We start from the raw sequence: 23,421 nt of genomic DNA, 5'->3' as shown, positions 1-23,421 counted from the left end.
TGACCGAGCGGAGAACCCGGGTGTGCGACAGTACGAGTTGGTGAACTCCAAAATCACCACCGTGAGCCAGGGACCGCTGGTTCGGAAGTCGGTCGCGGTTACTGACGCGACCCGCTTCGACGGTTCAGCCGTCAAAAGTTGGCGATTCTATCGCTCGCCCGGCACGAGGGTTTGCCAGCCGACACGGCACGCCGCCAAGGGATGAGGCTGGATGTTAGTGTTCCGGGCGTACATCGACCTTTTACAGCGCTCGCTACGCTCGCTTGCAAAAGCTCGACCAAAAGCACTCCTCGCTCACGTCCGTTCGCGCGAGTGAATCGGCAACCCACCAGGTCCTTCGGACCGCTCGGCCGTCGAACGCGTGCCGATTTTACTTCCACCGAACCTACTAGTAGAAACTCGGACGGTAGTGCTCCCAATGTACATTTACTCCGTAGTGACAGGTACGCAGTCGATCTCGAATCGTTCGCGGACCTAATTGGACACGTGTCCATCGTCCACTGGCCGAACGTTTATGCGACGTGCTCCGCTATTTATCGGTAGAATGGCTAGTTCGAGCAGAGACGGGGGAAGTCATAGTGACGAGATTCGACTATGGCGCGAAGGTGATTCGTGGATTGCCAAGGATATCGAGACAGGGGTGACGACACAGGGGGAGTCCCGAAGGAATGCACTGGAAAACCTCGACGAAGCGGTTGCCCTCCACAACGACGAGATTGGGAGGAAACCAACCGAAGAAGAGCTCCGTGAGATGGGCATCGACCCAGCCGACAATACGACCGGTGAGCAAGAACCACCGGAAGAACTCGAATAATCGATGGAAAGACGGACGTTTTCGGGTCAAGAAATAGTGAAGTACTGGTTATGCCGGTGGATTCGAGTGGCGACGAACGACCGGAGACCACGCACAGTTGTATTACGAACATCCGACGAATGAAGACGATCGACGACGTGTTACCGTTCCGTTACACGACGAACTCCGAACGGGAACGCTCCGCGAAATCGCCGACAGTGCGGGTTCGAACGATTTCGATGCGTTCTGTGCATGGATCAACCGAAACTCGTAATCGGAAAGCAGACATATCGCCACATGCATTCGAAAAGACCGCATCCCGTAACCCTTCAGATTTCATCCGACAATTCTGTGGAGTTCACCTTCATCAAGCCTACTAGTAGAAACTCGCCCGGCAGTGTTGCAGGGGTACATCCTCACTGACAGTTCACTCAGGGATTCGGTGCGACGCGTTCGATGAGGCCATCGAAGTCGTCGTCGAAGCTCAACACCGCATCGATGCCGCGAGACTCACACAGACAAATACTGGTCGCGTCCGTGAAACTGAGGTTTTGGTCATTGTATCTGCGAAACGTCTTCAGTGAAGCTCTCACTTCGTCAGGTTCGACGTGAATCAGTTCCAGAACATTTGGGAACGGGTCCTCACCGAGAATCCGACTGGCAACGGTGTCCGCGGCTTCGAACGAGTCCGTTCGAACTCTCGTGAGTGTCACCGTCTCGTCCAGTACGTAGTCGCTGGTGTACGGTTGTCCATACGCACCGTCCAGCAGTTCGTCGAACGCAGCAACAGCTTGCTCGTGGCGCTCTGCGTCCGTATCGTGATGCGCAAAGAGGACGCCGGTGTCAACGAAGACGCTCATCCGTACAGCACGTCGTCGATGTCTTCTTCGGATGTGGTGACGTCGGACGAGACCATTCCCCCGTGAAACGTCTCTCGCTCGGCTTGGGAGACGGGAACGCGTTCTTCTCGGAACGAATCTACGAGATCCCATTTCGATTCGATGGCATTCTCGACGAGTCGTGCTAATATCTCCTGCTGAGTCACTTTGTTCCCCGTTTTCAGCCGAATTTCGGCCTGTAATCGTTCGAGACGGGATTTAGTGTCGTCGTCCATCTTCACCGACGTTGCCATAGTTATCGGTAGAATCTTCTACTGGATAACGTTTGCTACCGAAATATTACCCGGACCGGTCGCTTCCGTTTTACGAGTAGATTCTTCCCCGGTAGTGTTCCGCGCGCATTTCTATCAGTCAATCGGAGCCGCTCTGACCGTCGAGGACGGAAAAGAGGAATCGTCTCTTGCGATAATCCCGAAACGCTCCGTTGCCATCTTCCACCACGCCGGAATCGAGGGAGGGATTTCGACTCTCAGGCGAGAGTTGAGTAAAATCTCTTCTTTGATGACCCCTCGCACTTATATAGACGAAATGAAATAACCGAACAATGGATGGATCGGTCGGACGGAGGTCAGTACTCGGGGCGATTTGCGGAGTCGTCACGGGAACCGGTGCGGGATGTGTGAGTCGGCCCTCCGGTGAGCGGAAACGATCGCCGACGCCCACCCCGTATAGTACCGATGGGAAAGAACGGAACCGACGGAAAAATTGCCAGACGGTGCCCGATTCCGATGGCGCTCCGAAGCCGTGGTTCGACCCCGACAGTTCGGTGGATATCGAGATCGGCAACGGCGTGCAGTCGGATATCGAAGTGACACTAACGATCGACGACTCTCGGAGAGAGATATCGATCCTTGCCGAAGACCGGTGGCTTTCCGAGGACATAATCGAAGACGGGGAGCGCCCGACGATCACCGTCGCCACGGAAAACCTCGAAGCGCGGCTACGGTGGAAAGGCGAACGAAACAACTCGGGAATCGCGGTTTTCGTCGTTCGAGAGAACCGTATCGACGCGACTTTCACCCGCAAATTCTGCTCGAAGTTCACCTCCTAATTCACCTCCTAAGGCCGACTGCGGGGGTTATCTCGCCCCGAACTCGATGGAAAACCCGCCCGGCGCTTCGACGTAGAAATCGTAGGTATTGTGGCGGGTTTTCACGTCCGTCACGTCGTAGCCGTCCTCCTTCAACTGTCGGTGCTTCTCGTCCACGGACGACTCGCTATCGACGAAGAAACCGATGTGGAAACTGCTCGGATACTCGATTTCCTCCCCTTCCCGCCCCTGCATCAGGGTCAGGACGGTCCCGATTTCGTCCGAGAGAATCGTGATGGCCGGGCCTCCACCCCGCTTTTCCAACTCGAAATACTCCTGTAGGAAGTCCGCCGTCGCCTCGACGTCCGCCACCGTGAGGTTCGTGTGGTTCAGTTTCATGGCTGAAATCCGCGGGCGTGTGGTCGGCTTCGACCGCCGATTTTCGCCCGAATCCGCGTGAATATACGGGCCGGGTCGGGTTTATTCCTACGGGCCGTTTCCGGGGACTATGGTTCGAATCGCGGCCCGCTGCTCGTGCGGTACCGCGGAATATGACCTTCGAAATGGAGATGGAATTACGAAACTAGAGTATGTATTTATTTATCATTCAATTATTACTACGACTGTGAAATCCCAAAATAACGGTGTGGGACGGCGGCGATACCTTCGAGGCGCGGGCGCACTGACGACGGTGGCATTGTTCGGAAACACGGCCGAAGCAAGCGAACGGGGCCGCCGTGGCCACCATCATCACGGACGGCGACCCGGCAAACGAATCGTCGGCTACTATCCGTCGTGGGCGGGCGACTACACGCCCCACGACGTGCCGTACCACAAGCTGACACACCTGAATTACGCCTTCCTCGAAACGGAGGCCAACGGCGAGGTCAAACTGGCCGTCACCGGGGATTCGGCTCCCGAGGTGCTCTCGGAGTTCGAGACGATAACGCACGAGCAGCATCGCACGTCGTTCATGCTCTCCATCGCCGACTTCGGGAGCAACATGTCCGCCGTCGCCGCGAGCGCCGACGCCCGCGAGCGGTTCGCGCGAACCGCCGTCGAACAGCTTCGACGGTACAACTTCGACGGCATCGACATCGACTGGGAGTACCCCGACGGGTCGGTTCGGGAGGACGACCCGGAGAACTTCACCTTGCTGTTGGAAGAGCTTCGCGGAAAGCTGGACGAAGCGGGGGAGGCCGACGGCCAGCGCTACGAACTCAGCATGGCGGCGGCGCCAATTCCGTCGAACATCGACCCGCTGGAAGTGGGGAAAATCGCCGACTACCTGGACTTCGTCAACGTGATGAACTACAACTTCTACGGGAGTTGGAGTTCCGCGACGAACTTCAACGCGCCGCTGTACGCGCCCTACGAGGACCCGACGTACTGGCAACGGCTCCTGACGGTGAACCACGCGATGCAGTACTGGGCCGACCAGCCGATTGCGCGGGACAAACTCGTCCTCGGCACGCCGTTTTACGGCTTCGCCTTCGAGAACGTCGGAAGCGAGAACGAGGGCCTCTTTCAACCGTTCGACGGCGCGGACACCAAGTCGTACGACGACATCCGGCAGCTCAAGGCGAAATCGCAGTACGAGTATCACTGGCATCACGACGCGCGCGTCCCGTGGCTGTACTCCGAGGAGGACGACGTCTTCGTCACCTACGACGACAGGCACTCGGTCATGGAGAAGTCGCGCTACGTCCGGGACAACGATTTCGGTGGGATGATGTGTTGGGAACTCTCCCACGACCCGAGCAACACGCTCATCGGCGCGATTCACGCCGCACTCCGCTGCTCGCATCATCGATAATTTCCCCTCTTCTGTAATATTTACATATTAACCCAGTATTAGATCTTATTCGGACGAATTGGTACGTCACGTCATAGCATGAAGCTCGACAGGCGAACGCTCCTGCGCTCCGCGGGTGGAACGCTCGCGACGGCGGGCGTACTGGGAAGCGCGGGAACTGCGGCGGCGGCGGGTAGCTACACGAACCACTACTACGACGGCTTCGACTACTGGAAGTACGTTCCGGACTCGGCGGGGTCGAATCCCCCGCTCGTGGTGATGCTCCACGGCTGTTCACAGATCGCGGATCAGTTCCGGCGGGAAACGCGGATGAACGACGTGGCCGACCGAGAAGGGTTCGTCGTCATCTATCCCGACCAGTACGACGCGCGGAACGCGGCCCGGTGCTGGAACTGGTTTTACGACGCGAACACGACCCGGGGCTACGGCGAGGCGGCCGTCATCGCCGGAATGACGGAAACGACCATCGACGCCGAGAACTGCGACCCCGAACGCGTCTACGTCGCCGGTCTTTCGGCGGGCACGGCGATGGTTCCGAACCTCCTCGCCGAGTACGCCGACATCTACGCGGCGGGCGGGATTCACTCCGGCTTGGAGTACGACGCTGCGGACACCGCGACGGGCGGGACGGCGGCCATGACCTACGGCGGTCCGGACCCCTCCGACAAGGGTATCGACGCCTATGACACGATGGAATCCTACGGCATCACGAGCGAACTGCCGACCATCGTCTTCCACGGCACCAGCGACACCACCGTCTATCCGATAAACGGCGAACAGGCGACGATACAGGCGATTCAGACCAACGACCTCGCGGTCGACGGGGCGAACGACGGCGACGTGGACACGACCGCAGACAGCACGTACACCGGACAGGGACCGAGTTTGGACTACTCCGTCGCCGAATATCACGACGAGTCCGGAGACTCGCTCGTCGAGTACTGGCAGGTGGACGGCATGGACCACGCGTGGTCCGGCGGCGCTTCGGGCGGCGAGTTCACCGCGCCGGGAGGTCCGGACGCCAGCCGGATCATCTGGGAGTTCGTCTCAGGCCATACGAGGGATGAGTGAGCAGGAACCTGAAGTGGCGCACGCTCCTGAGTCCATCGGCGCGACCGTAACCCACGATTACGCGTCGTCCGGCACGTATACGGCCACGCTAACCGGCACCAACGACGGCGCGACGGAGAGACGGGAACCGATTCCGTGTCCGTCACGCTCGGGACCGGCTTTTCCGGCGACTGTGGCCCGGCCTATACGTACGAACACGCGGACGCAGGCCGCGCCTATCGGGACACCTCGACGGGTGTACTACGCCGTCCGTCGGAGGACTACCTCGACTTCCCGGCCTACACCAGCACGCTGAAGGAAACTTCCGAGGGCTACTACGAAGCCGTCAGTTCGTGTTGACGAGGAGCGGTGACGGCACAACTGTCGTCGTTCGTCGGGTTCGGTTCTCTACCAGGGAAATCGGCCGACACAAAACCTATTTCGTCCGAAATCGACGTGTCTACGATGACAGTTCCCTCGAAGCCGTTGCTCTTCGGTCGAAGTCGGCACGTATCCCGGCGGTTCCTCACGCTCGCTGGAATCGTCTGCTTCGGGATTGCAGTAGTCCTCTGTCTCTTCGCAGTCGCCGGTTTCGCGTTCGATTGGTACGCGGAATCGGTCCGAGCGGCGCTTCTCTACGGAATCGGCGCGGTGGCGCTCGCCGGTGCGATAGGCAACGCGTATTGCAACGACGGCCTCGTCGTCAGCGTGTCGATCACGCTCGCAATCGCGCTCGGCTACGGACTCGCGGCCGCCATCCTCGTGAGCGCGAACGCGTTCGTCACCGACTCACCGCCAACGCTGCTCTTCGTCTATTTCGCCGCCGGTGCCACCGTTGTCGGAGTGGGAGCGTTCGCCTTCGGGGTCGGCATCCGAGAAGTGGCGAAGAGCGTGCGTACCTGATAGCCGAACGGGATGTCCGCGGACCTCGTTTTCCACCGGAGGAACATCGGCCGAGAGCGCAACGTGTTTTTCCGCGCGCTTCGAAACTCCGAGCATGAATCCGAAGCCGATAGCCGACCTCGGGCCGGACGAGCGGCGGGCGCTGTTCGACCGCGATGCCGGAATCGAGGGCGTGCGGAGCGACGTGCGGGACATCATCGACCGAGTTCGAGAGGAAGGAGACGTCGCGGTCCGGAATTTCTGCCGCGAATTCGACGGCGTGGAAGTGGGCAACATCGACATCACGGACGACGCCGAGCGCGCCTACGAGGAGATAGACGACGAGGTGCGCGAGGCCATCGAGGACGCGGCGGCGAACATCCGCGAGTTTCACGAAGCCCAACTGCCCGAGGACTGGCGGGCGGACTTCGACGGGCGCGAACTCGGACGCCGATTCCGTCCCATCGAGCGCATCGGGGTGTACGCCCCCGGTGGGACCGCGGCGTACCCCTCCAGCGCGCTGATGGGCGTCATCCCGGCGAAGGTGGCCGGCGTGGAACAGGTCGCCGTCGCCACGCCGCCCGGCGAACCGCAGAACGACATCACGCTGGCCGCGATTCACGCCGCGGGAGCGGACCGCGTGTACCGCGTCGGCGGCGCACAGGCAATCGCAGCGATGGCCTACGGAACCGAGCAGATAGACCGCGTGCAGAAGGTCGTCGGCCCCGGCAACAAGTGGGTCACGGCGGCGAAAGCCGAGGTGCAGGGCGACGTGGCTATCGACTTCCTCGCCGGTCCGAGTGAACTGCTCGTTCTGGCCGACGAATCGGCCGACCCGGCGTTCGTCGCCAGCGACGTTGTCGCACAGGCGGAACACGACGAGAACGCCTCGTCCGTCGCGGTGACGGACGACGAGGAGTTCGCCGAGGCCGTCGCGGAGGAAATCGAAAAGCAGGCGGTCGAACGCGAACGCGAGGACGTGATTCGGGCGGCGCTCGACAACGACGCCAGCGGCCTCCTCGTCGCCCGCTCGATGAGCGAAGCCCTCCTCTTCGCCGAGGAGTACGCGGCGGAACACCTGTCGATTCAGGCCGAGGACGACGAGGACCTCCTCTCGCGCATCGACAGTGCCGGGAGCGTCTTCCTCGGCCCGTACACGCCCGTCGCGGCGGGCGATTACGCCTCCGGGACGAACCACGTCCTGCCGACCACGGGATTGGCGAAACTCACGGGCGGGCTGTCGGTCGATTCGTTCCTCCGCTCGACCACGGTCCAGCGGTTGGACGAGGACGCGCTCGATTCCATCGCGGAGACGATTACCACGCTGGCGGAATCCGAAGGCTTGGACGCCCACGCCGAAAGCGTCCGGAAGCGGTTCGAGTAAGAGTTCGTCGGAATCAGCTCCGGTCCCGCCACAGCAGAACGGCGCCGAGACACGCTCCGAAGAGAAGCGGCGGTCCGTGAATGTCGTGCAGGAGGGTGAGGAGGACGCCGACTGCTAGCCAGATTGGTCCCCAGATACGAACTCCGAGCGGCACCGAGTTTCCGCGCCACAGGAGCCACACGCAGAGACCGCCGAGCAGTCCCGCGCCTGCAACCGAGGCACCCGACCCGTGCGGTTGCCACGCGTATCCGGCGAGTTCTCCGACGACCCCGCCGCCGAAGTACAGCGCTAACCAGTCGCGGTGGCCGTAGGTTCGCTCGACTGCGACGCCGACGACGAAGATACCGACGAACACGGAGAGCGTCGCCCACCACGGGTCGGCTTGGACGAACAGCGGGGTGAAAAGTCGCCACCATTCGCCCATCGAAAGGGCGTCCGGGTTCCGTCGGAGTGCGGGAAGCAGTCCGGGAACGACCGCGTGCAGAGCGGTCACGAAGACCGTGATTACGAGGACGACGATGGTTACGACCGGTAGGGTGGCGTCCGACATGGACCGTCGTCGATTCGACACGATGGATGACGGCTACGAATGGCCGGGGTAAATAGGGTGACGACGACGGACCGAAATCGTTCGCCCGCTGTCGGTCTTCGAATGGACGGTGCTCGACGAACGGGCGAAACAGACCGACGTTTGACGGGTAGGCACGGAGCGGCCACAATCACTTTTATCCGTTACCCCTTTCGGGGGACACAGCTTCATCTCATGGTCCCTTCCACATCCTCCGACGGTCAAGCGGACGGATTGAAGTCGTACGAGAACATCCTCGTCGAGCAGATAAACATCGGCCTCGCGGAGCTACAGCGACCGGCGAGCGGTCTCTTTCTGTCCGGGCTCTCGGCGGGGTTGGACATCGGCTTCGGGCCGTTGCTCATGGCGGTGATGACCGGATTGATGAGCGGGTCCCTCCCGAAACCGGCCACGGAACTGCTCATGGCGAACATGTACTCCATCGGGTTCATCTTCGTGATTCTCGGTCGGTCGGAGCTGTTCACCGAACACACGACGCTCGCGGTGCTTCCCGTCCTCGACAAGCGAGCGTCCCTCACGTCGCTCGGGCGGTTGTGGGTCGTCGTTTTCGTGGCGAACGTCCTCGGCGGCGCGCTCTTCGCCGCGTTCGCCGTTACGATAGCACCCCAACTCGGCATCGCGCACGCGGCGGCGTTCACCGAAATAGCGAAGACGCTGGTCAAACACGATTTCTGGATCCTCGTCGGGAGCGGCGTCTTCGCGGGCTGGCTCATGGGACTGCTGTCGTGGCTCGTCACCGCCGCGCGGGACACCGTCAGCAAGGTGTTGATAATCTGGATAGTGACGACGGCCATCGGCCTCGCCCACCTTCCGCACTCCATCGCCGGAAGCGTGGAGGTGCTGATGGGCCTGTTCCTCTCGCCCGAAATCACGGCGTTCGACTACGGCAGGTTCATGCTCGCGGCGACCATCGGAAACGCGATCGGCGGGGTGTTCTTCGTCGCGCTCCTGAAGTACGGCCACGTCACGCGGAACACGGACGAAGAGGAGATGGAAACCGCGCCGAACCCGGCCGAATCGGAGTGAGGAGGTCAGAAGTCGCCGTTGACGATGTCCACGACGCGCTGGCCGTCGTAGAGCTGTTTTTCGACGCCGTACAGCAGTTTGGCGGTTCGTTGGGTGAGGACGAGGTTCGTGATGGGGCCTTGGTACAGGCCGCCCGCGCGATACACGTCGCCGTTCTCGACGGCGGTGAGTTTGCTGGCCGTGTTGTCGTTTTCGAGGAAGTCGATGACCGTGTTCTCGAACTGCTTCCGGGTCTTGTCCTCGTAGCCGCGAAGCAGGAGGACTTCCGGGTCCACTTTCAGCAGCGTTTCGAGGTCGATGGCACCGCGGCTTCCGTGGAAGTCCTTGACGTTGGTTTTCGCGAGCGCGTCGGAGACCCCGAGGTCGTTCAGGTGTTTGAACCCGGTTCCCTTCCCGATGATGTAGGGATAGTACTTCGTCGGTTCGTCGCCGACGCCCCAGACGACGGCGGCCGACGGACGCTCGCTTTTCTTGGGAACGACGCCGGAGACGTTGGACTGGAAGTCGGCGTGGAGGTCCGCGAACGCCTCGTAGCGGTCGTGTCGCTTGAACACCTTCGACAGCTTTTCGAAGCCCTCCATGAGGGTGTAGTATCGGTAGCTGTCGTGCCACGTGTAGTGCTGTGCGTAGATGCAGTTGCCGAACAGCGGCGCGATGTTCTGCGTGAGTTCGTCTACGTCCTCCTGTTTCCAGCCCTTGAATCGGTTCATCAGGAAGTTGGGGTCCATCACGTGGACGTCGGCGTCGAGTTGATAGAATAGCTCCTTGCTCACGCCGTCCTGATACAGCGACACCATGTCGCTTTTGTCGACCGAGAGGCCGTCGATGGCGTCGTAGTACTGCGTGTGGTACCGGCCGGTGAGCCAGACGGCTTTCGGCGGTTCGAGGCCGAGCGCGATGCCCATATCGGCCCAACTACCGTTGTTGGCGACCCACTTCTTCGGGACGCTCTCGAACTCCACTTCGCCGACGGGAGCCATCGAGACGGAGTACGGGCCGTCCGCCGTGGTGGTGGATTCCCCGGCGATCGTGGACTCGCTCGACGTGGTTCCCTCCGTCGTCCCCGTCGTTTCCGACGGCGAGGACTCCGAGTCCCCACCGCTGGTACAACCGGCGAGGAGACCCCCTCCGAGAACCGCACCTGTACCCTTGATGATCGTACGTCGCGTACGTCCTTCGTTTCCGTTCATGGTTTTAGGCTCGCCTAAATCAATATAGTAGTTTCGAAATTTCGGTCGGCCTAGATGATATCGACAGATACGTAGACGTGCTATGATGTCTTATTGACTCATTTGCAGGAGAAGTCAGTGGCGAGACGACTTCAGATTCTATTTCAATTCGGATGTTTATCCGACAGACCGCAATCAGCGTCACCGACGACGGACGACGGAGAGACGTCAGTGTTCGGATGCGAGCATGACTCTCCGTTTTAGTCGCACCATCGGAAAACCCGATAATCGCCGCCTATCGCCCGAGCGCGTCGCTCGTCGCCGCGAGTCCGGCCTCCACGTCCACGTCCGCGCCGTGCTCTCGGAGCGCATCGCCGAGCGCACTCACGAGATACGAGACGGTTTCGGGGCGGGCGGAGTAACCCATACAGCCGATGCGGAAGATTTCGCCGTCCAAATCGCCGAGACCGGTGGCGATTTCGAGGTCGTACTGGTCGAGGAGATAGCTCGTGATGTCCGTGTCCGTGACGCCCTCGGGGACGCGAACGGCGTTGAGGCTGGGAAGCCAGTACTCCTCCGGCGCGTTCATTTCGAGTCCCATCGCCTCGACACCCGCCTTGAGCGCGCCCGCCACCTCTCGATGGCGCTCCCAGCGCGCTTCGATTCCCTCCTCGCTGACGAGACGAAGCGCCTCGCGGAGCGCATAGACGTTCGTGATGGGTGCCGTGTGGTGATACGCCCGGTCGTCGCCCCAATACCCTTCGAGGAGCGAGAGGTCGAGGTACCACGAACGCGGGGCTTCCTCGCGGGAGAGCACCTTCTCCATCGCGCGGTCGTTGAGCGTCAGCGGACTCGCTCCCGGCGGACACGAGAGGCACTTCTGTGGACCGGAGTAGGCCACGTCGATGTCCCACTGGTCTACCTTCAACTCGACGCCGCCGAGCGACGTGACCGAATCGGCGACGACGTACGCGTCGTGGTCGTGGGCGATGCCCGTCAGTTCGGAAACGGACGGTTGAACCACGCCGGTGCTCGTCTCCGCGTGAATAAATCCGAAGACGTCCGGTCGGTGTTCCTCGAAGGCGGCCTGCACGTCGGCGGGGTCGAGGGGTTCGCCCCACGGTGCATCGACGTGGACCACTTCCCCGCCCGCCCGTTTCGCCATCGACTCCATTCGACCGCCGAAGTAACCGTTAGTCGGAACCAACATCGTGTCGCCGGGTTCCACCAGATTGCCGATAGCGGCCTCCATGGAGGCGGAGCCAGTTCCGGAGACGGGAATGGTCCATTGATTCTCCGTTCTGAACGCGTATCGGAGGAGGTCTTGAACCTCGTTCATGACCTCGATGAACGACGGGTCTAAATGGCCGACCAACGGCGTACTCATCGCTCGGAGGACGCGAGGATGCACTTCGCTCGGGCCGGGACCCATCAGGGTTCTGTCGGGCGGTGTCAACTCGCCTACCGTGGGGTTTTCCATGCGTGGCCGTAGCACTCGGGGTGACAAAAATCCCGTCGTCTCGGCATCCGACGTCCAACGGATCGTTGATTCGCACAACGCGGCGTTTCTCGGGACGAACGGTTTTTAAACGGTCGAAACGGTCGGTCCGGTTTATTCGGGTTATGGGTGTAAGACGGGATACCCCAGCACGGTGCTGGGTGGAGGAATACAATGACACAACAGGGACCCATGCAGCACTCGCAGGTGGGAATCGGAGGCGGTCAGTACGGCCAATCACAGGGCTACGGACGGACGAACGTCGGCCAGCAGGGCGGAATTCCGCACGGCGGCCGACGGGAGTCTCAACAGGAGTACGGCCAACAAGGGATGGAGTACGGCCAGCAGGGGACCGGCCAGCAGATGGGCCGACAGGAGATCGGCCAACAAGGCCAGATCGGTGGCCAACAGAGCCGGACCGGTGGCCAAGGGATGGGCCAAACTGGCGGCCAGCAACTGACACAACCGGGCGGCCAGTTCGACGACCAGTTGCCGGGCGAGATGCGCGTCGCGCTCGAAGACTTCGAGAAGGCCGCGAAGGTCTGTGATTGGTGTGCCGACAAGTGCATCGACGAGGGGCCACAGATGGCCGAATGCATTCGGCTCTGTCGGGACGTCTCCGACCTCGGAACGCTGAACGCGAAACTCATCGCCCGAGATTCGGTCTTCGGGCCGGAACTCGCTGAAGTGTTCGCCAACGCGGCCGAGGAATGTGCGAGCGAGTGTATGCGACACCAGAACCCGCACTGTCAGGAATGTGCGTCGGTTCTTTCCCGGGCCGTCGATTCTACCTACCGGTTGCTCGACCAACTGCAGACGATGGAGCAGGGGACGACGATGCAGCAGGGAGGAACCCAGCAAGGGATTCCCGGTCAGCAATCGCAGTTCTAACAACCGAACTTTTTCCACACGTCGTAAGGAAACGTTCTCGCACCGAAACGACCCGTATCCGGCACCGACTACACCTTTCATTCGAACGCTCCTCCGGTTTCCGTTCGAACGGTCGGCCCCGTTTATGCCGACGACAAGCGAAGGCCACCTGCTCCAGCGAGGAGCGGAGAAGAATCATGACACAACGGTATCAGCAACCACGAGAGGAATCGTTTGGGCGGGAAGCCGAAACTGGGCACGAAAACCACGGACGACGAGCGCCACAGTCACGGCAGGGAATGCAACAGCCGATGGGTCAGCGAGGGGGAACGCAGGAACGACAGCAGGTCGGCGGACAGCAGTCGATGGGTCAGCAACCTCAAGCCGGACGGACGGAGGAGGAAGTCGGTGCCAAGCCGAAGTTCGAAGACCACCTTTCGAGCGACGTGATGTTGGTGTTGGCGGACTTCCAGCGGCTCGAAACCACGGCCGAGTGGTGTGCGGACCAGTGCGTCGAACGCGGCCCGGAGTTGGGAACGTGTGCGAGGACGTGTCGGGACGTCGCCGACATCGCGCACCTCGGCGTCCAACTGATGTCGCGCAACCCGTACCGCCGCATCGACGTGGGCGAAGTGATGCTGAACACCTTCCTCGACGCGCGGGAGGAGTTAGGTCAGTACCGGTATCCGCCCGTGATGGATACCGTTCAGGTGCTCGACCGGGCCATCGAGTCGCTCTCGAAGGGAATCGAGACGGCACGACAGCAGGGCGTCGGCGTCCAGTAGACGTCCGACTCGGACGACACGAGTCAGCATATCGCTGGGACGAAGTTTATGAGGACCGAACGCGAAGAGGAGTTCCATGATGGTCGGCCACGCGCTGCTCGCCTTCGGGGTGGCGGCGCTCGTCGCCCAGCGATTTTGGTCCGCGGAGCGCGCGCTCGCGTTCGGGGTCGTCGCGGGCGTCTTCGCTACGATACCGGACGTCGATATGACCTACGCGGTTATCGGTCTCGCACAGGCCGGGTTCGGCGGTGTGTGGCACATGACGGCCGCGTTTTGGGGGAGTTCACAACTCGTCCATCGTGCCGTAACCCACTCGCTCGTCGTCGCCGCCGTCGCCGGCCCCGCGTTCGTCTTGGCCACGGGGAATTGGCCGCACAAGATGGTTTCTGCCGGACTCCTGGCGGTGCTCGTCTGGATCGCCCTCGGAACGAGCGGCCTCCTCGGCGCGGGCGTCATGCTCGTCTTCGTCGTCGTCGGGACGGTCGCCGCGCTCGTCGCCGACTCGAACACCGACCTCGGGCCGCGGGCGTTGTTGCTCGCCGCCGTCTTCGGCCTCGCATCACACCCCTTCGGTGACGTGTTCACGGGGTCGCCGCCGCGGTTTTTCTACCCGTTCGACGTGACGCTGCTTCATTCACGACTCGCCCTTCTCTCCGACCCGACGCTGAACCTCCTCGCCATCTTCGGCTTGGAACTGGGACTCGCGTGGTTCGCCGCCGTCGTCTACTTCAGTCTCCGTGCCGGGGACGCTCGGCGGGAGTTGCGCGAACACGTCCACCCGCGTGCCGCGCTCGGCGTCGGCTACGCCTTGGCCGCGCTGGTGATTCCCGCACCGACGCTCTCGGTGTCCTACCAGTTCGTGTTTTCCGTACTCGCAGTCGGTGCCATCGGCGTCGGACCGCAACTCCACCCCGAACGCCCGTTTCGTCCCGTTCGGAGCCCCACCGCATGGGTGTGTACCGGCATGGCCGCGGTAACGCTCGCGGTCATCGCGTACGCCGGGATGTACGCTTTCTCCTGATTTTCACATTCGTCGATAGCTTCTCGGCGGTCGCACTACCTACCCATTCTTACCGTTCCCGCCCATATTCGCTAGCATGGCACAGCGGGTCAGTCAGTTGGACGCGCTCGTCGAGGACAAGCGAGTCAACGCCGGACTGGCGTGGCTACTCATCGGATTTCTGCTCGTCGTTGCTATCGGCAGTCTGTTGCAGGACGACCTCCTGTGGATGCTGTTGGCCGCAACGGTCGCGGCCCTCGCGCTCGTTCCGCCCATCGCGTATCGAAACACCGAAGCGATGCTTCCGTGGGAGGTTCTCGTTCTCGCCGCACTCCCCATTCTCGGGCGGGAACTCGCGACGCTCGCGCTCACCACGCGGGTCGCGACGTACCTTTCCGTCGCCGCGCTCGCACTCATCGTGGCCGTCGAACTGCACGTCTTCACGCCGGTTCGGATGACGCACTGGTTCGCCGTCCTGTTCGTCGTCGTGACCACGATTGCGACGGCGGGCGTCTGGGCGGTCGTCCAGTGGCTTTCCGACGTCTACCTCGGAACCGAGTTCCTCGGCAGCGAGTATCAGTTGATGTGGGACTTCGTCTACGCGACGGCCGTCGGCGTCTTCGCCGGAATCATCTTCGAATGGTACTTCCGGCGGGTCATCCCGGCGGAAGAACGCCTCCCGGTCGAGATACAGGAGCACCTGCGATGAGGCTCCGCGAGCGACTCGGAATCTCCGAGCACAGCCAGCGGCAGTTGACGCGGGTGATGGAGTTGAGCCTCATCGGAATCTTCTTCATCGGGATGGATCGAGGAAACCTCGGCATCATGATCAACAGCGCGCTGGCGTTCGCCATCACGCTCGTCCCCGCGGTACTCAAACGCGACTACCAGATTCCGATGGACGCGGGTCTGACGCTGTGGATCACCACCGCCGTCTTCCTGCACGCCGTCGGAACGCTCGGCCCCTACCAGAACGTCTGGTGGTGGGACCACGTGACCCACATGCTCTCCGCGTCCCTCGTCGCGGGGGTTGGCTATGCGACCGTGCGCGCACTCGACGCGCACAACCCCGACGTGTACCTTCCGCCTCGGTTCATGTTCGTGTTCATCCTCATGTTCGTCGTCGCCTTCGGCGTCATCTGGGAAGTGACCGAGTTCGCGGTGAGCGGACTGGGCAGCATCCTCGGCGGAAGCGCCGTCCTCACCCAGTACGGACTCGAAGACACGATGCTCGACCTGCTGTTCGACATCGCTGGCGGCCTCATTACCGCGATTTGGGGTACCGCGTATCTCACCGACGTGACCGGTGCCCTCGCCGACCGTCTCGACACCCAAATGCAAGGCTCGGAGTAAAACGAACTCGGTACGATGGCCGGTTGATGACCGCCTCCCGTTCGAACGCCGCGGCGGATAAGCCCGTGACACGGACCCCGAAAACCGTCACTGCGGCCGATGCGATTTTCACCGCGGACGGAGAATCATACGACGTCATGGTGTTCAAGAAGATCACCCTCATCGGGACGAGCGACGAGAGTTTCGAGGAAGCCACCGATACCGCCATCGACCGGGCGGAGGAAACCATCGACAACGTCAAATGGGTCGAAGTGGACACCCTCGGCGTCGAAGTCGCCTCGGTCGAAGGACGCGAGTATCAAGCGGAAGTGACCGTCGCGTTCGAACTGGACGAGTAACGCGAATCGAAAAACGAAAGATCGTCGACGAGACTGACGAAAACGGATATTTTTCGCGTCGAATCAGGTTCGGAAGCTCTCGCCACAGCCACATTCGGAAACCACGTTCGGGTTCTCGACGTGGAAGCCCGCACCTTGCAGGCCGGTTTCGTAGTCAACGACGCTCCCCTCGATGTAGTTCATGCTCGCCGGGTCCACGAATACGCGCAGGCCGTAGTGGGTAAAAATCGTGTCGTCGGACTCGGGTTCGTCGTCGAATCGCATTCCGTAGGAGAGGCCGGCACAGCCACCCTGTTGGACGAACAGGCGAAGCCCGGCGACTGAATGGTCGAGGCCCTCACTGTCCAATAGGGACAACGCTTGCTCGGCCGCATCCTCCGTCACCTCGATTTGCGGGACGTCCTCGCCGTTCGGCGCGGCATCGGTACTCATGCGTATGGGTAGCCGTCCGAGCCTCATTAACGTTGGCCTGCTTGCAAAGAGTCGGTGGGGGCGAGAGTGATGGCGTGCTCGAAAGAGATCAGATCATCCGGCACGGTGTGATAGTGGGAGCTATACGAATAGAATCACTGGAATGAGGTTCTTAAAAAACCCTCGCCAGATACTCCGAGTTATGTTTCGTATTTCGAGGCGAAATTACTGCGACTAAGACCCTGAAAGCCCCCGACCGCTCACGGTCGCTGTGCGGGATATCCGCGCTCCCTCCACAACTCGCGCGGATAGTGGCCCACACAGTCGACTATGTGAACGCGACCGGACGGCCCCTTTCAATCCCACCCAACCGTCACCGCACTGCGCCACATCCTCCCCAGCCGACTCCGTCGCATTCACTCACGAAGACCTCGCACGCTATCAGCGGGCGGCTCGGATGACTGCTATCCTCGCCGCCCCGCCAGCGCGCGCCACACGAAAACCCGGGATGTACGAAACTGAACAAATATCCCACCCGTTCCAGAGTTATCACTTTTCGATCCGTAGTCGTCATCAGAAGTTTTGCGAGAGCCTGTGATTGGCCCCTTCGAGTTGTTGCGAGGGAAGAACGCTCTGTGCGGTCTTCCTGCACTCGTGTGAGTGCAAGGGAAGGGAGTTGAACTACGTCCAGACGTTCCGTCTGGCCTCATTCAACGCCCCTCGTCGCAGTCGCGCGCTTGTTGATTGCGCGCTGACATGCGAGGGAAGGGAGTTGAACCCTTGGACCTCTACAGGAGCGGATCTTGAGTCCGCCGCCGTTGGCCGGGCTTGGCTACCCTCGCACGCAGTTCGTAATGCATCGTGCGGGTGTTAAAACGTTGCGAATCGAGAAACGACACTCCTTTTCCATGTCGCCCCGGCACTCGAACCATGACGAACGCCGAAAATCGCCTCGAATCGGCCGTACGCGCCGCGAGAGCGGGAAGCGAAATCGCCGCCGAGGGCTTCCGCGAGGAGATCACCGTCGAGACGAAATCGAACAAGACGGACGTGGTGACGGAGTTCGACCGACGAAGTCAACGCCGCGTCATCGAGGAGATACGGGACGAGTTCCCGGACGACGTAATCGTCGGCGAGGAGGAGGACGCGCTGAGGGAGGTCCCGGAGGAGGGCGACGTCTGGATCATCGATCCGATCGACGGGACGAACAACTTCGTGCGCGGGATTCCGCTGTGGGCGACCAGCGTCGCGGCGGTACGGGACGGGGAAACCGTCGCGGCCGCGAACGTCTGCCCGGCGCTGGGCGACACGTACACCGCGGACGCGAACGGGGCGTCCTTGAACGGCGAGGAGATGACGGTCAGCCACCGAACCGACCCCGAGACGTTCACCGTCTGCCCGACCCTCTGGTGGGACTTCGACCGCCGCGAGGAATACGCCGCGACAGTCGAGGGCATCGTGAAGCGATTCGGCGACATGCGCCGATTCGGGTGTGCCCAAATCGTCCTCGGAATGGTCGCGGACGGCGCACTGGAGGGCGTCGTGTCGAACATCGTCCCGAATCCGTGGGATACGGTTGCAGGCGTGTTCATGATTCGACAGGCGGACGGAACGGTTACGGACATCCACGGCGAACCGTGGACGACACGGAGTCGAGGGTTGGTCGCCTCGAACGGTGAGGCGCACGACGAAGTCCTCGCGGCGGCCCGCGACGCCGAACCATATTTCGATAAATAGATTGTTAGAATTTATTATCGAAGTACCGTACGTTGACCGAGTTCAGGTGTACAATTATTTAGCAGTGGGGCTTCACGGTAGCGATATGAACCTGGATGACACGGACCGTGCCATTTTGAAAGCCCTCCAAGCGAACGCTCGAACGCCATTCAGCGAAATCGCGCGACAGATCGACATGTCCAGTGCGACGGTACACGACCGCGTTAACCGGATGGAAGAAGCGGGCGTCATCACCGGCTATCACGCGACGGTGAACCCGAAGGAAGTCTCGCTCGGCATCTCCGCGTTCGTCGGCCTTCGCGTGGAACAGGGCCGCGAGAAGGACACGCTCAAACGCCTCGAAAGAATCGAGGGGATTCAGGAAGTCCACCTCACGACCGGTTCGTGGGACGTTTTAGCGCGAGTGTACGCCGAAAACGCGGATAGCCTCCGCGAACTGATGTTCGACAACATCGCTCAGATGGACGGATTCGCCCGCTCACAGACGATGGTCGTCCTCGGGTCGCCCTACGAGAGCGAGGAACTCCCCCTCGAGATGAACATCGACGAGTGACGAGACCGGAACCCTAAAACCCGCTCGCTCCGGTTCGTGCGATATGGACACAGCAAGCGAGGAACCCGACAACGAGCGACTGTGGCTGGGGGCCGTCGCCGCCGCCATCGTCGCGCTGGTCGGCGGCGCGCTCGCGTTTCCGAAACGAGTGTACGACGGCTTCATCTGGCACTACTTTTGGGGCCCCGTACTGGCCGACGCGAAGAACGCATCGTGTGCCGTCCGCGTGGACGGCGCGACGAAGTACATCTACGACGCCGGAACCTGCGCGACGGCCCCGGGTCCGGTCGCGGAACCCGGCTACACCCTCGTCTCGGAGGTCGGCTACGCCGTCACGCTTATCATCGCGCTGATAGGCGTGGTCTATCTCCTCCGCCGTCTGGACGTCGGACAGGATCGAGACCTCTTCTACGCGCTCTTTCCGTTCATGCTCTTCGGCGGCGCGCTGCGCGTCGTGGAGGACGCGAACGATGCCCTCGCACAGGCGGGCCAAAGTCCGATTCCGTTCCCGTGGAACACGCTCATCATCAGCCCCATCATCTATTTCACCGTCTTCGGCGTCACGCTCGCGGCCCTCGTCGTGAGCGTCGCGCTCGCCCGTAGCGGCATCGTGGAGGACTACGAGTACCCGCTCGCGGGAATCGGAACGCTCGTCCTCGCCGCCACGATCGGGTATCTAGTCTTCTTGACGGCGACGACCGATCGCCTGACGTTCTATCCGCAGGTGCTCGTCGTCGTCCTCGGGGGCGCGACGCTCGTCACCGCTATCGTCTGGTGGGCGGTGAACCGATACGCTCCCGAAATCAACGCGGGAACGGCCGCGATGGGTGCGGTCGTCATCTGGGGGCATGCGGTCGACGGCGTCGCAAACGTCGCCGTTCTCGACTGGTCGGGCGCGCTCGGACTCGGCGGAGCGTATACCGCAAAACACCCCGTCAACCGCGCCATCATCGACATCACGACGAGCGTGTTCCCCGCCTCGGTAACGAGCGTTATCGGAACGGCGTGGCCGTTCCTCCTCGTCAAAATCGTCGCCGCGGTCGCCGTCGTCTGGGTGTTCGACGAACAGATATTCGAGGAGAGCCCGCGCTACGCCATCCTGCTCCTCATCGCAATCGTCGCGGTCGGACTCGGACCGGGAACCCGCGACATGCTCCGGGCGACGTTCGGAATCTAATCCAGTCGTCGCAACGTCGATTCGGGGAAATACCGGTCGCCACAGTTCCCGCACACCGCGGCTTCGACGTTCCGTGCGTTCAAGTGGTCCACGGAGACGGTTCGCTTCGACAACGGCGACCCACACGTGGCACACGAGAGGTCGAACTCGGTCGTCATACTGTCACTCCGACGAACGTATTTATTATATTATACATCATTGATACTTTCCTCTGATAGGCGTTACGGCCGAGTACAATATAAATCCATGTGCCATATTGGCACGGTTCGGATGGCGGTTTTCTCGCTAATTCGCCGCGCGCCGTCAACCAATTCAGGGATACGGATGCGGTTTCCGGTCGAGACGGGCCTCGAATCCGAGTTCCGCGGGGACCGTTCGCGCACGCTCGCCGAAAAACGCCTCCCCGGTGAACAGCGGTTGTGCCTCCGGCGCGAGGACGCGGACCGCCTCGAACCCGAGCGATGCCACGTCGCGCGTCGTCACCCGAGCGCCGTACACCGAAAACGCCTCGCTCGCCAGCGACACGACGGCTTCCAACTCTTTTTCCCCGTTCCGAATCCCCGAACCGACGCTTTCGCTCGGAATCGTCGTTTCCGGCGAGACGAATTCGCGGGCCGCTTCCGGGAACGACGCGTACTCGGCAATCGACCCCTCCGCCTCCGCCGCGTCGTCTCTCCCCATCAGGTTCAGTTCCGTCCAGTTCTGGAGGGCCTCCGCGAGGGCGGAACGGGCCGCCGCGTCCGGGTCCAGATCGGCACCGGACCCGACCGCGAACTTCGGCCACTCCCCGTCCCGATGGACCGTCACCGCGACCACCGGAACGTCGATGTCCTGTGTGACGAGGAGTGCCGTCACGTCCAACCCCTCCGCGCGTGCTCGCTTAGTCAGCGTCTCGAAGCCCTCGTCCTCGACGTGCAGGCCGAGCGGTTCGAACGACGAGTACCACGCGAGCATCGTCGCGTCGCGCTCGATGACCTCGTACAACCCGGACGTCAGCGCCTCCGCCGTCGAGTTGCCCAACCCTAACCCGGTCGTTATGGACGGCTTGAATCGCGCCGACGGCGGCGGGAAGTGAACGAATTCGGCCGGGAGGTGGACGAGTTCACCCGTCGTCAGGTTTCGACCCGACACCCACTGGAGTTCGTCGTCGTTCGTATCCGGCCACCCCGTCGGTCGAACGAACTCGGCGGGCGAAACCGCGTTCCCGAGGGCGGAGGGTCGCGCCGTCGCGAACTCCGATTCCCGATACACGCCCGCGCAGTAGCGCTCCATTCCCTCGCCCAGCGCCTTCATCAGCGCCTCGTCCCAGCCGTCCGCGACGCCCGCGGACTGCCCCGGTGCGCGAACGTCGCTGAATCCACTCGTGTCCGTAACGGTCGCCAGATAGTACGGCACCGGAAACGACGACACCTCGCCGAGCGACTGGATGACGCCGAGGCGCTCGTCCAACCCCAGTTCGGCGCTCGAAATCGCCTCGTCCAGCGTCCGTTCCTCGTACCCGATACCGAGCGTTCTGTCCCGCGGTTTTCCGCACGTCGGACAGCCCGGAACCGGGAGGAGTCGTCGCTCCGCGTGAGGAACCTCCACGACGCCGCCGAGGATTTCCGACCCGTCCCCCGCCGCGAGCGCCGCCGCTTCCCGTCCCGCGACCGCACCCGCGAATCGCTCGGTGACCGAATCGCATCCGTCGTTTTCGGTGTCCGTCGTGCCGTCGTCAGTCTCCTCCGCGTTGGCCGCCACGCGTGCGCGCAAGCAATCGAAACAGGCTGTCTTCGGCGAAAAACCCGAAACCGCGGCGTCGACGCCGGGAATCGACCGGCCGCCGATGCCGCCGAGTTCGACTGCGATCCACGGAACGTCCGCTCGGTTCGCGCGCTCGAAGACGGACGCGCCCACCTCGTCGATGACGACTGCGATGTCCGCATCGTCGATACAATCGACGGCGAGTTCCGTGACGGTTCCGTCCACGTCCGACAGCGTCGTTTCGACCGCATCGGCACCGGGGCCCCGACCGATAATGCCCAGCAGGGTGTTCATGAACGGGACGAAACGCGCGGGTGGCAAAAGTACGACGGATGGCTACCGCTCACGGGGATAAAAAAACGGAAAGGAGTTGTGTCGAGCTCAGTTGAGCATGCTCTGTGCGACGCCAGCGAGCTGGTCGGTGTCCGCGTTCTGAAGGTCGTCGTTGGCGAGCTTCAGGCGGAGACGTGGACGACCGACGTCGATGGGGACCTTCTCCGTACCGATGAGGCCCATGTCTTCGAGCTTGGTCTTCGTTCGGGAGAACGTCGCTTTGCTTGCGATGCCGACGTCCTCGCCCCACTTGCTGATGTCGTAGAGGAGCGCCTCGTTTTTCGCCGCGACGAGGAGGCTGATGGTCACTTCGTCCAGTCCGTCACCGTCACCGCGAGCGGTTTCGAGCGAGGAGAGGACGCTGTTGAAGTCGTCTTCCGCCTCGGGACTGATTTCCTCGCCGAGCGTCTCGCGGACGCGCGTGATCGGGGGCGTGCGGAGCGAGAAGTCGCTTGCGTCGTCCCAGAAATTCGTGTAGGTGCCGTAGGCGGCGTCCACGAAGTCATCGTCGTCGGAGGTCAGACCCCCGACGCGGTCGCCCGCCGTCACGAGTGCGATGACGACGTCCTCGGTGACGAGGAGCGAGTTACCGGAGGAGTCCTCCGTCGTACGCAGCGTGAGCGCGCCCTCGTCGATGAGGTCCGCGGCGTTGCTGGCGATGATGAAGTCCTCCATCACGTCTTTCAGAGTCCCTTCGTCCGCGAGCATGCGCATCTCGGGGAGGTCTCCGTCGTATTCGGTTGCGGCATCGATGAGGTCTTCGATGGCGCTGGCGGATGGGTTCACGACGAGCATCACGTCGGGACCCTGGTCGATAACCGTCTGCAGGATTTCGTGGACGCTTTGGTTCAAGAGGTTCGATTTTGTTTCCATGGCGGGACGGAAGAGATTCATCTATTTAATTTTAACGCTCGAAACCAACGGAAATCATAGGTTATGTAGCATGAACAATTAGTCAACGTCGTAATTACAACCGGCAATTTTG

Annotated in this window: 28 protein-coding genes and 1 tRNA gene; 18 read left to right on the top strand and 11 right to left on the bottom strand. The window is 61.9% G+C overall.

What is annotated here, in order from left to right:
* Window positions 1-544 precede the first annotated feature (544 nt).
* Together LJF34_RS00350 and LJF34_RS29205 are read left to right on the top strand one after the other, a co-directional pair.
* Window positions 545-814 carry a type II toxin-antitoxin system HicB family antitoxin gene (locus LJF34_RS00350; RefSeq protein ID WP_231182649.1) on the top strand — a complete coding sequence of 90 codons (270 nt, stop codon included), beginning with the start codon at window positions 545-547 and terminating at the stop codon, window positions 812-814.
* A 97-nt stretch (window positions 815-911) separates the two neighbouring features.
* The gene (locus LJF34_RS29205; protein WP_342765855.1) at window positions 912-1,067 is read left to right on the top strand and encodes a type II toxin-antitoxin system HicA family toxin; all 156 of its coding nucleotides are present in this window, start codon (window positions 912-914) and stop codon (window positions 1,065-1,067) included.
* A 157-nt stretch (window positions 1,068-1,224) separates the two neighbouring features.
* On the opposite strand, the gene LJF34_RS00340 is transcribed toward LJF34_RS29205, so the two are convergent.
* Window positions 1,225-1,653 (bottom strand): type II toxin-antitoxin system VapC family toxin, encoded by a 429-nt coding sequence (locus LJF34_RS00340; protein ID WP_231182648.1) that lies wholly within the window; start codon window positions 1,651-1,653, stop codon window positions 1,225-1,227.
* Window positions 1,650-1,925: a hypothetical protein gene (locus LJF34_RS00335; protein WP_231182647.1), complete on the bottom strand. Its 276-nt coding sequence runs from the start codon at window positions 1,923-1,925 to the stop codon at window positions 1,650-1,652. The genes LJF34_RS00340 and LJF34_RS00335 overlap by 4 nt, the downstream gene beginning before the upstream one ends.
* A gap of 482 nt (window positions 1,926-2,407) precedes the next feature.
* Between LJF34_RS00335 and LJF34_RS00330 the strand changes: the two genes are divergently transcribed.
* Entirely contained in the window at window positions 2,408-2,743 is a 336-nt protein-coding gene (locus tag LJF34_RS00330) for a hypothetical protein (RefSeq protein WP_231182646.1), read from the top strand.
* Window positions 2,744-2,770: 27 nt separating this feature from the next.
* Here LJF34_RS00330 and LJF34_RS00325 read toward each other — a convergent pair whose 3' ends face one another.
* Window positions 2,771-3,121, bottom strand: a complete 351-nt coding sequence (locus tag LJF34_RS00325; protein WP_231182645.1) for a VOC family protein — start codon at window positions 3,119-3,121, stop codon at window positions 2,771-2,773.
* 226 nt (window positions 3,122-3,347) lie between these two features.
* On the opposite strand from LJF34_RS00325, the gene LJF34_RS00320 reads away from it, so the two are divergent.
* The 5 genes from LJF34_RS00320 (at window position 3,348) to hisD (ending at window position 7,854) form a co-directional block, all read left to right on the top strand.
* The gene (locus LJF34_RS00320; RefSeq protein WP_231182644.1) at window positions 3,348-4,538 is read left to right on the top strand and encodes a glycoside hydrolase family 18 protein; all 1,191 of its coding nucleotides are present in this window, start codon (window positions 3,348-3,350) and stop codon (window positions 4,536-4,538) included.
* Window positions 4,539-4,616: 78 nt separating this feature from the next.
* A complete protein-coding gene (locus tag LJF34_RS00315; protein ID WP_231182643.1) occupies window positions 4,617-5,609 on the top strand; it encodes a PHB depolymerase family esterase in 993 nt (330 codons plus the stop codon).
* A 135-nt stretch (window positions 5,610-5,744) separates the two neighbouring features.
* On the top strand, window positions 5,745-5,948 hold the full coding sequence (locus LJF34_RS00310) for a hypothetical protein (protein WP_231182642.1): 204 nt from the start codon (window positions 5,745-5,747) through the stop codon (window positions 5,946-5,948).
* 105 nt (window positions 5,949-6,053) lie between these two features.
* Window positions 6,054-6,491 carry a hypothetical protein gene (locus LJF34_RS00305; protein WP_231182641.1) on the top strand — a complete coding sequence of 146 codons (438 nt, stop codon included), beginning with the start codon at window positions 6,054-6,056 and terminating at the stop codon, window positions 6,489-6,491.
* A gap of 94 nt (window positions 6,492-6,585) precedes the next feature.
* Window positions 6,586-7,854 carry a histidinol dehydrogenase gene (gene hisD / locus LJF34_RS00300; RefSeq protein WP_231182640.1) on the top strand — a complete coding sequence of 423 codons (1,269 nt, stop codon included), beginning with the start codon at window positions 6,586-6,588 and terminating at the stop codon, window positions 7,852-7,854.
* Between the two features lie 13 nt (window positions 7,855-7,867).
* Here the strand turns inward: hisD and LJF34_RS00295 are convergent, their stop codons facing one another.
* Window positions 7,868-8,404, bottom strand: coding sequence for a rhomboid family intramembrane serine protease (locus tag LJF34_RS00295; RefSeq protein WP_231182639.1), 537 nt, complete (start codon window positions 8,402-8,404; stop codon window positions 7,868-7,870).
* A 213-nt stretch (window positions 8,405-8,617) separates the two neighbouring features.
* Here LJF34_RS00295 and LJF34_RS00290 point away from each other — a divergent pair, with 213 nt between their 5' ends.
* A complete protein-coding gene (locus LJF34_RS00290) occupies window positions 8,618-9,469 on the top strand; it encodes a formate/nitrite transporter family protein (RefSeq protein ID WP_231182638.1) in 852 nt (283 codons plus the stop codon).
* 5 nt (window positions 9,470-9,474) lie between these two features.
* Here LJF34_RS00290 and LJF34_RS00285 read toward each other — a convergent pair whose 3' ends face one another.
* Together LJF34_RS00285 and LJF34_RS00280 are read right to left on the bottom strand one after the other, a co-directional pair.
* Window positions 9,475-10,659, bottom strand: coding sequence for an ABC transporter substrate-binding protein (locus tag LJF34_RS00285; protein WP_231182637.1), 1,185 nt, complete (start codon window positions 10,657-10,659; stop codon window positions 9,475-9,477).
* A gap of 274 nt (window positions 10,660-10,933) precedes the next feature.
* On the bottom strand, window positions 10,934-12,118 hold the full coding sequence (locus LJF34_RS00280; protein ID WP_231182636.1) for an alanine--glyoxylate aminotransferase family protein: 1,185 nt from the start codon (window positions 12,116-12,118) through the stop codon (window positions 10,934-10,936).
* Between the two features lie 192 nt (window positions 12,119-12,310).
* Here LJF34_RS00280 and LJF34_RS00275 point away from each other — a divergent pair, with 192 nt between their 5' ends.
* From LJF34_RS00275 to LJF34_RS00250, 6 genes are all read left to right on the top strand, one after another.
* On the top strand, window positions 12,311-13,027 hold the full coding sequence (locus LJF34_RS00275) for a four-helix bundle copper-binding protein (protein ID WP_231182635.1): 717 nt from the start codon (window positions 12,311-12,313) through the stop codon (window positions 13,025-13,027).
* 176 nt (window positions 13,028-13,203) lie between these two features.
* On the top strand, window positions 13,204-13,791 hold the full coding sequence (locus LJF34_RS00270; protein WP_231182634.1) for a hypothetical protein: 588 nt from the start codon (window positions 13,204-13,206) through the stop codon (window positions 13,789-13,791).
* 76 nt (window positions 13,792-13,867) lie between these two features.
* On the top strand, window positions 13,868-14,812 hold the full coding sequence (locus tag LJF34_RS00265) for a metal-dependent hydrolase (RefSeq protein WP_231182633.1): 945 nt from the start codon (window positions 13,868-13,870) through the stop codon (window positions 14,810-14,812).
* Window positions 14,813-14,888: 76 nt separating this feature from the next.
* Window positions 14,889-15,500: a hypothetical protein gene (locus LJF34_RS00260; protein ID WP_231182632.1), complete on the top strand. Its 612-nt coding sequence runs from the start codon at window positions 14,889-14,891 to the stop codon at window positions 15,498-15,500.
* The gene (locus LJF34_RS00255) at window positions 15,497-16,144 is read left to right on the top strand and encodes a hypothetical protein (RefSeq protein ID WP_231182631.1); all 648 of its coding nucleotides are present in this window, start codon (window positions 15,497-15,499) and stop codon (window positions 16,142-16,144) included. The genes LJF34_RS00260 and LJF34_RS00255 overlap by 4 nt, the downstream gene beginning before the upstream one ends.
* A gap of 137 nt (window positions 16,145-16,281) precedes the next feature.
* Window positions 16,282-16,482, top strand: a complete 201-nt coding sequence (locus LJF34_RS00250) for a dodecin (protein WP_231185015.1) — start codon at window positions 16,282-16,284, stop codon at window positions 16,480-16,482.
* A 63-nt stretch (window positions 16,483-16,545) separates the two neighbouring features.
* Here LJF34_RS00250 and LJF34_RS00245 read toward each other — a convergent pair whose 3' ends face one another.
* Both LJF34_RS00245 and LJF34_RS00240 read right to left on the bottom strand, forming a co-directional pair.
* Complete coding sequence (locus LJF34_RS00245) at window positions 16,546-16,914, bottom strand: iron-sulfur cluster assembly accessory protein (RefSeq protein ID WP_231182630.1); 369 nt, start codon at window positions 16,912-16,914, stop codon at window positions 16,546-16,548.
* Window positions 16,915-17,650: 736 nt separating this feature from the next.
* A tRNA-Leu gene (locus LJF34_RS00240) sits at window positions 17,651-17,735 on the bottom strand.
* Window positions 17,736-17,823: 88 nt separating this feature from the next.
* Here LJF34_RS00240 and LJF34_RS00235 point away from each other — a divergent pair.
* The 3 genes from LJF34_RS00235 to LJF34_RS00225 all read left to right on the top strand — a co-directional run bounded on the left by LJF34_RS00235 (window position 17,824) and on the right by LJF34_RS00225 (window position 20,360).
* Window positions 17,824-18,630: an inositol monophosphatase gene (locus LJF34_RS00235; protein ID WP_231182629.1), complete on the top strand. Its 807-nt coding sequence runs from the start codon at window positions 17,824-17,826 to the stop codon at window positions 18,628-18,630.
* Window positions 18,631-18,715: 85 nt separating this feature from the next.
* On the top strand, window positions 18,716-19,183 hold the full coding sequence (locus LJF34_RS00230; protein ID WP_231182628.1) for an Lrp/AsnC family transcriptional regulator: 468 nt from the start codon (window positions 18,716-18,718) through the stop codon (window positions 19,181-19,183).
* A gap of 43 nt (window positions 19,184-19,226) precedes the next feature.
* Window positions 19,227-20,360, top strand: a complete 1,134-nt coding sequence (locus LJF34_RS00225) for a DUF63 family protein (protein ID WP_231182627.1) — start codon at window positions 19,227-19,229, stop codon at window positions 20,358-20,360.
* On the opposite strand, the gene LJF34_RS00220 is transcribed toward LJF34_RS00225, so the two are convergent.
* The 3 genes from LJF34_RS00220 to LJF34_RS00210 all read right to left on the bottom strand — a co-directional run bounded on the left by LJF34_RS00220 (window position 20,357) and on the right by LJF34_RS00210 (window position 23,330).
* On the bottom strand, window positions 20,357-20,518 hold the full coding sequence (locus tag LJF34_RS00220; RefSeq protein WP_231182626.1) for a hypothetical protein: 162 nt from the start codon (window positions 20,516-20,518) through the stop codon (window positions 20,357-20,359). The two genes, LJF34_RS00225 and LJF34_RS00220, sit on opposite strands and share 4 nt — an antisense overlap.
* Before the next feature lie 154 nt (window positions 20,519-20,672).
* A complete protein-coding gene (locus tag LJF34_RS00215; protein ID WP_231182625.1) occupies window positions 20,673-22,397 on the bottom strand; it encodes a YcaO-like family protein in 1,725 nt (574 codons plus the stop codon).
* An 87-nt stretch (window positions 22,398-22,484) separates the two neighbouring features.
* Window positions 22,485-23,330 carry a DUF5821 family protein gene (locus tag LJF34_RS00210; protein WP_231182624.1) on the bottom strand — a complete coding sequence of 282 codons (846 nt, stop codon included), beginning with the start codon at window positions 23,328-23,330 and terminating at the stop codon, window positions 22,485-22,487.
* Window positions 23,331-23,421 lie beyond the last annotated feature (91 nt).

The organism is Haladaptatus sp. DYF46 (assembly GCF_021083305.1).
In the GTDB taxonomy this organism is placed as follows: domain Archaea; phylum Halobacteriota; class Halobacteria; order Halobacteriales; family Haladaptataceae; genus Haladaptatus.
Note: the sequence above shows the minus strand (reverse complement) of the source record. Positions and strands in the feature narration are given on the sequence as shown.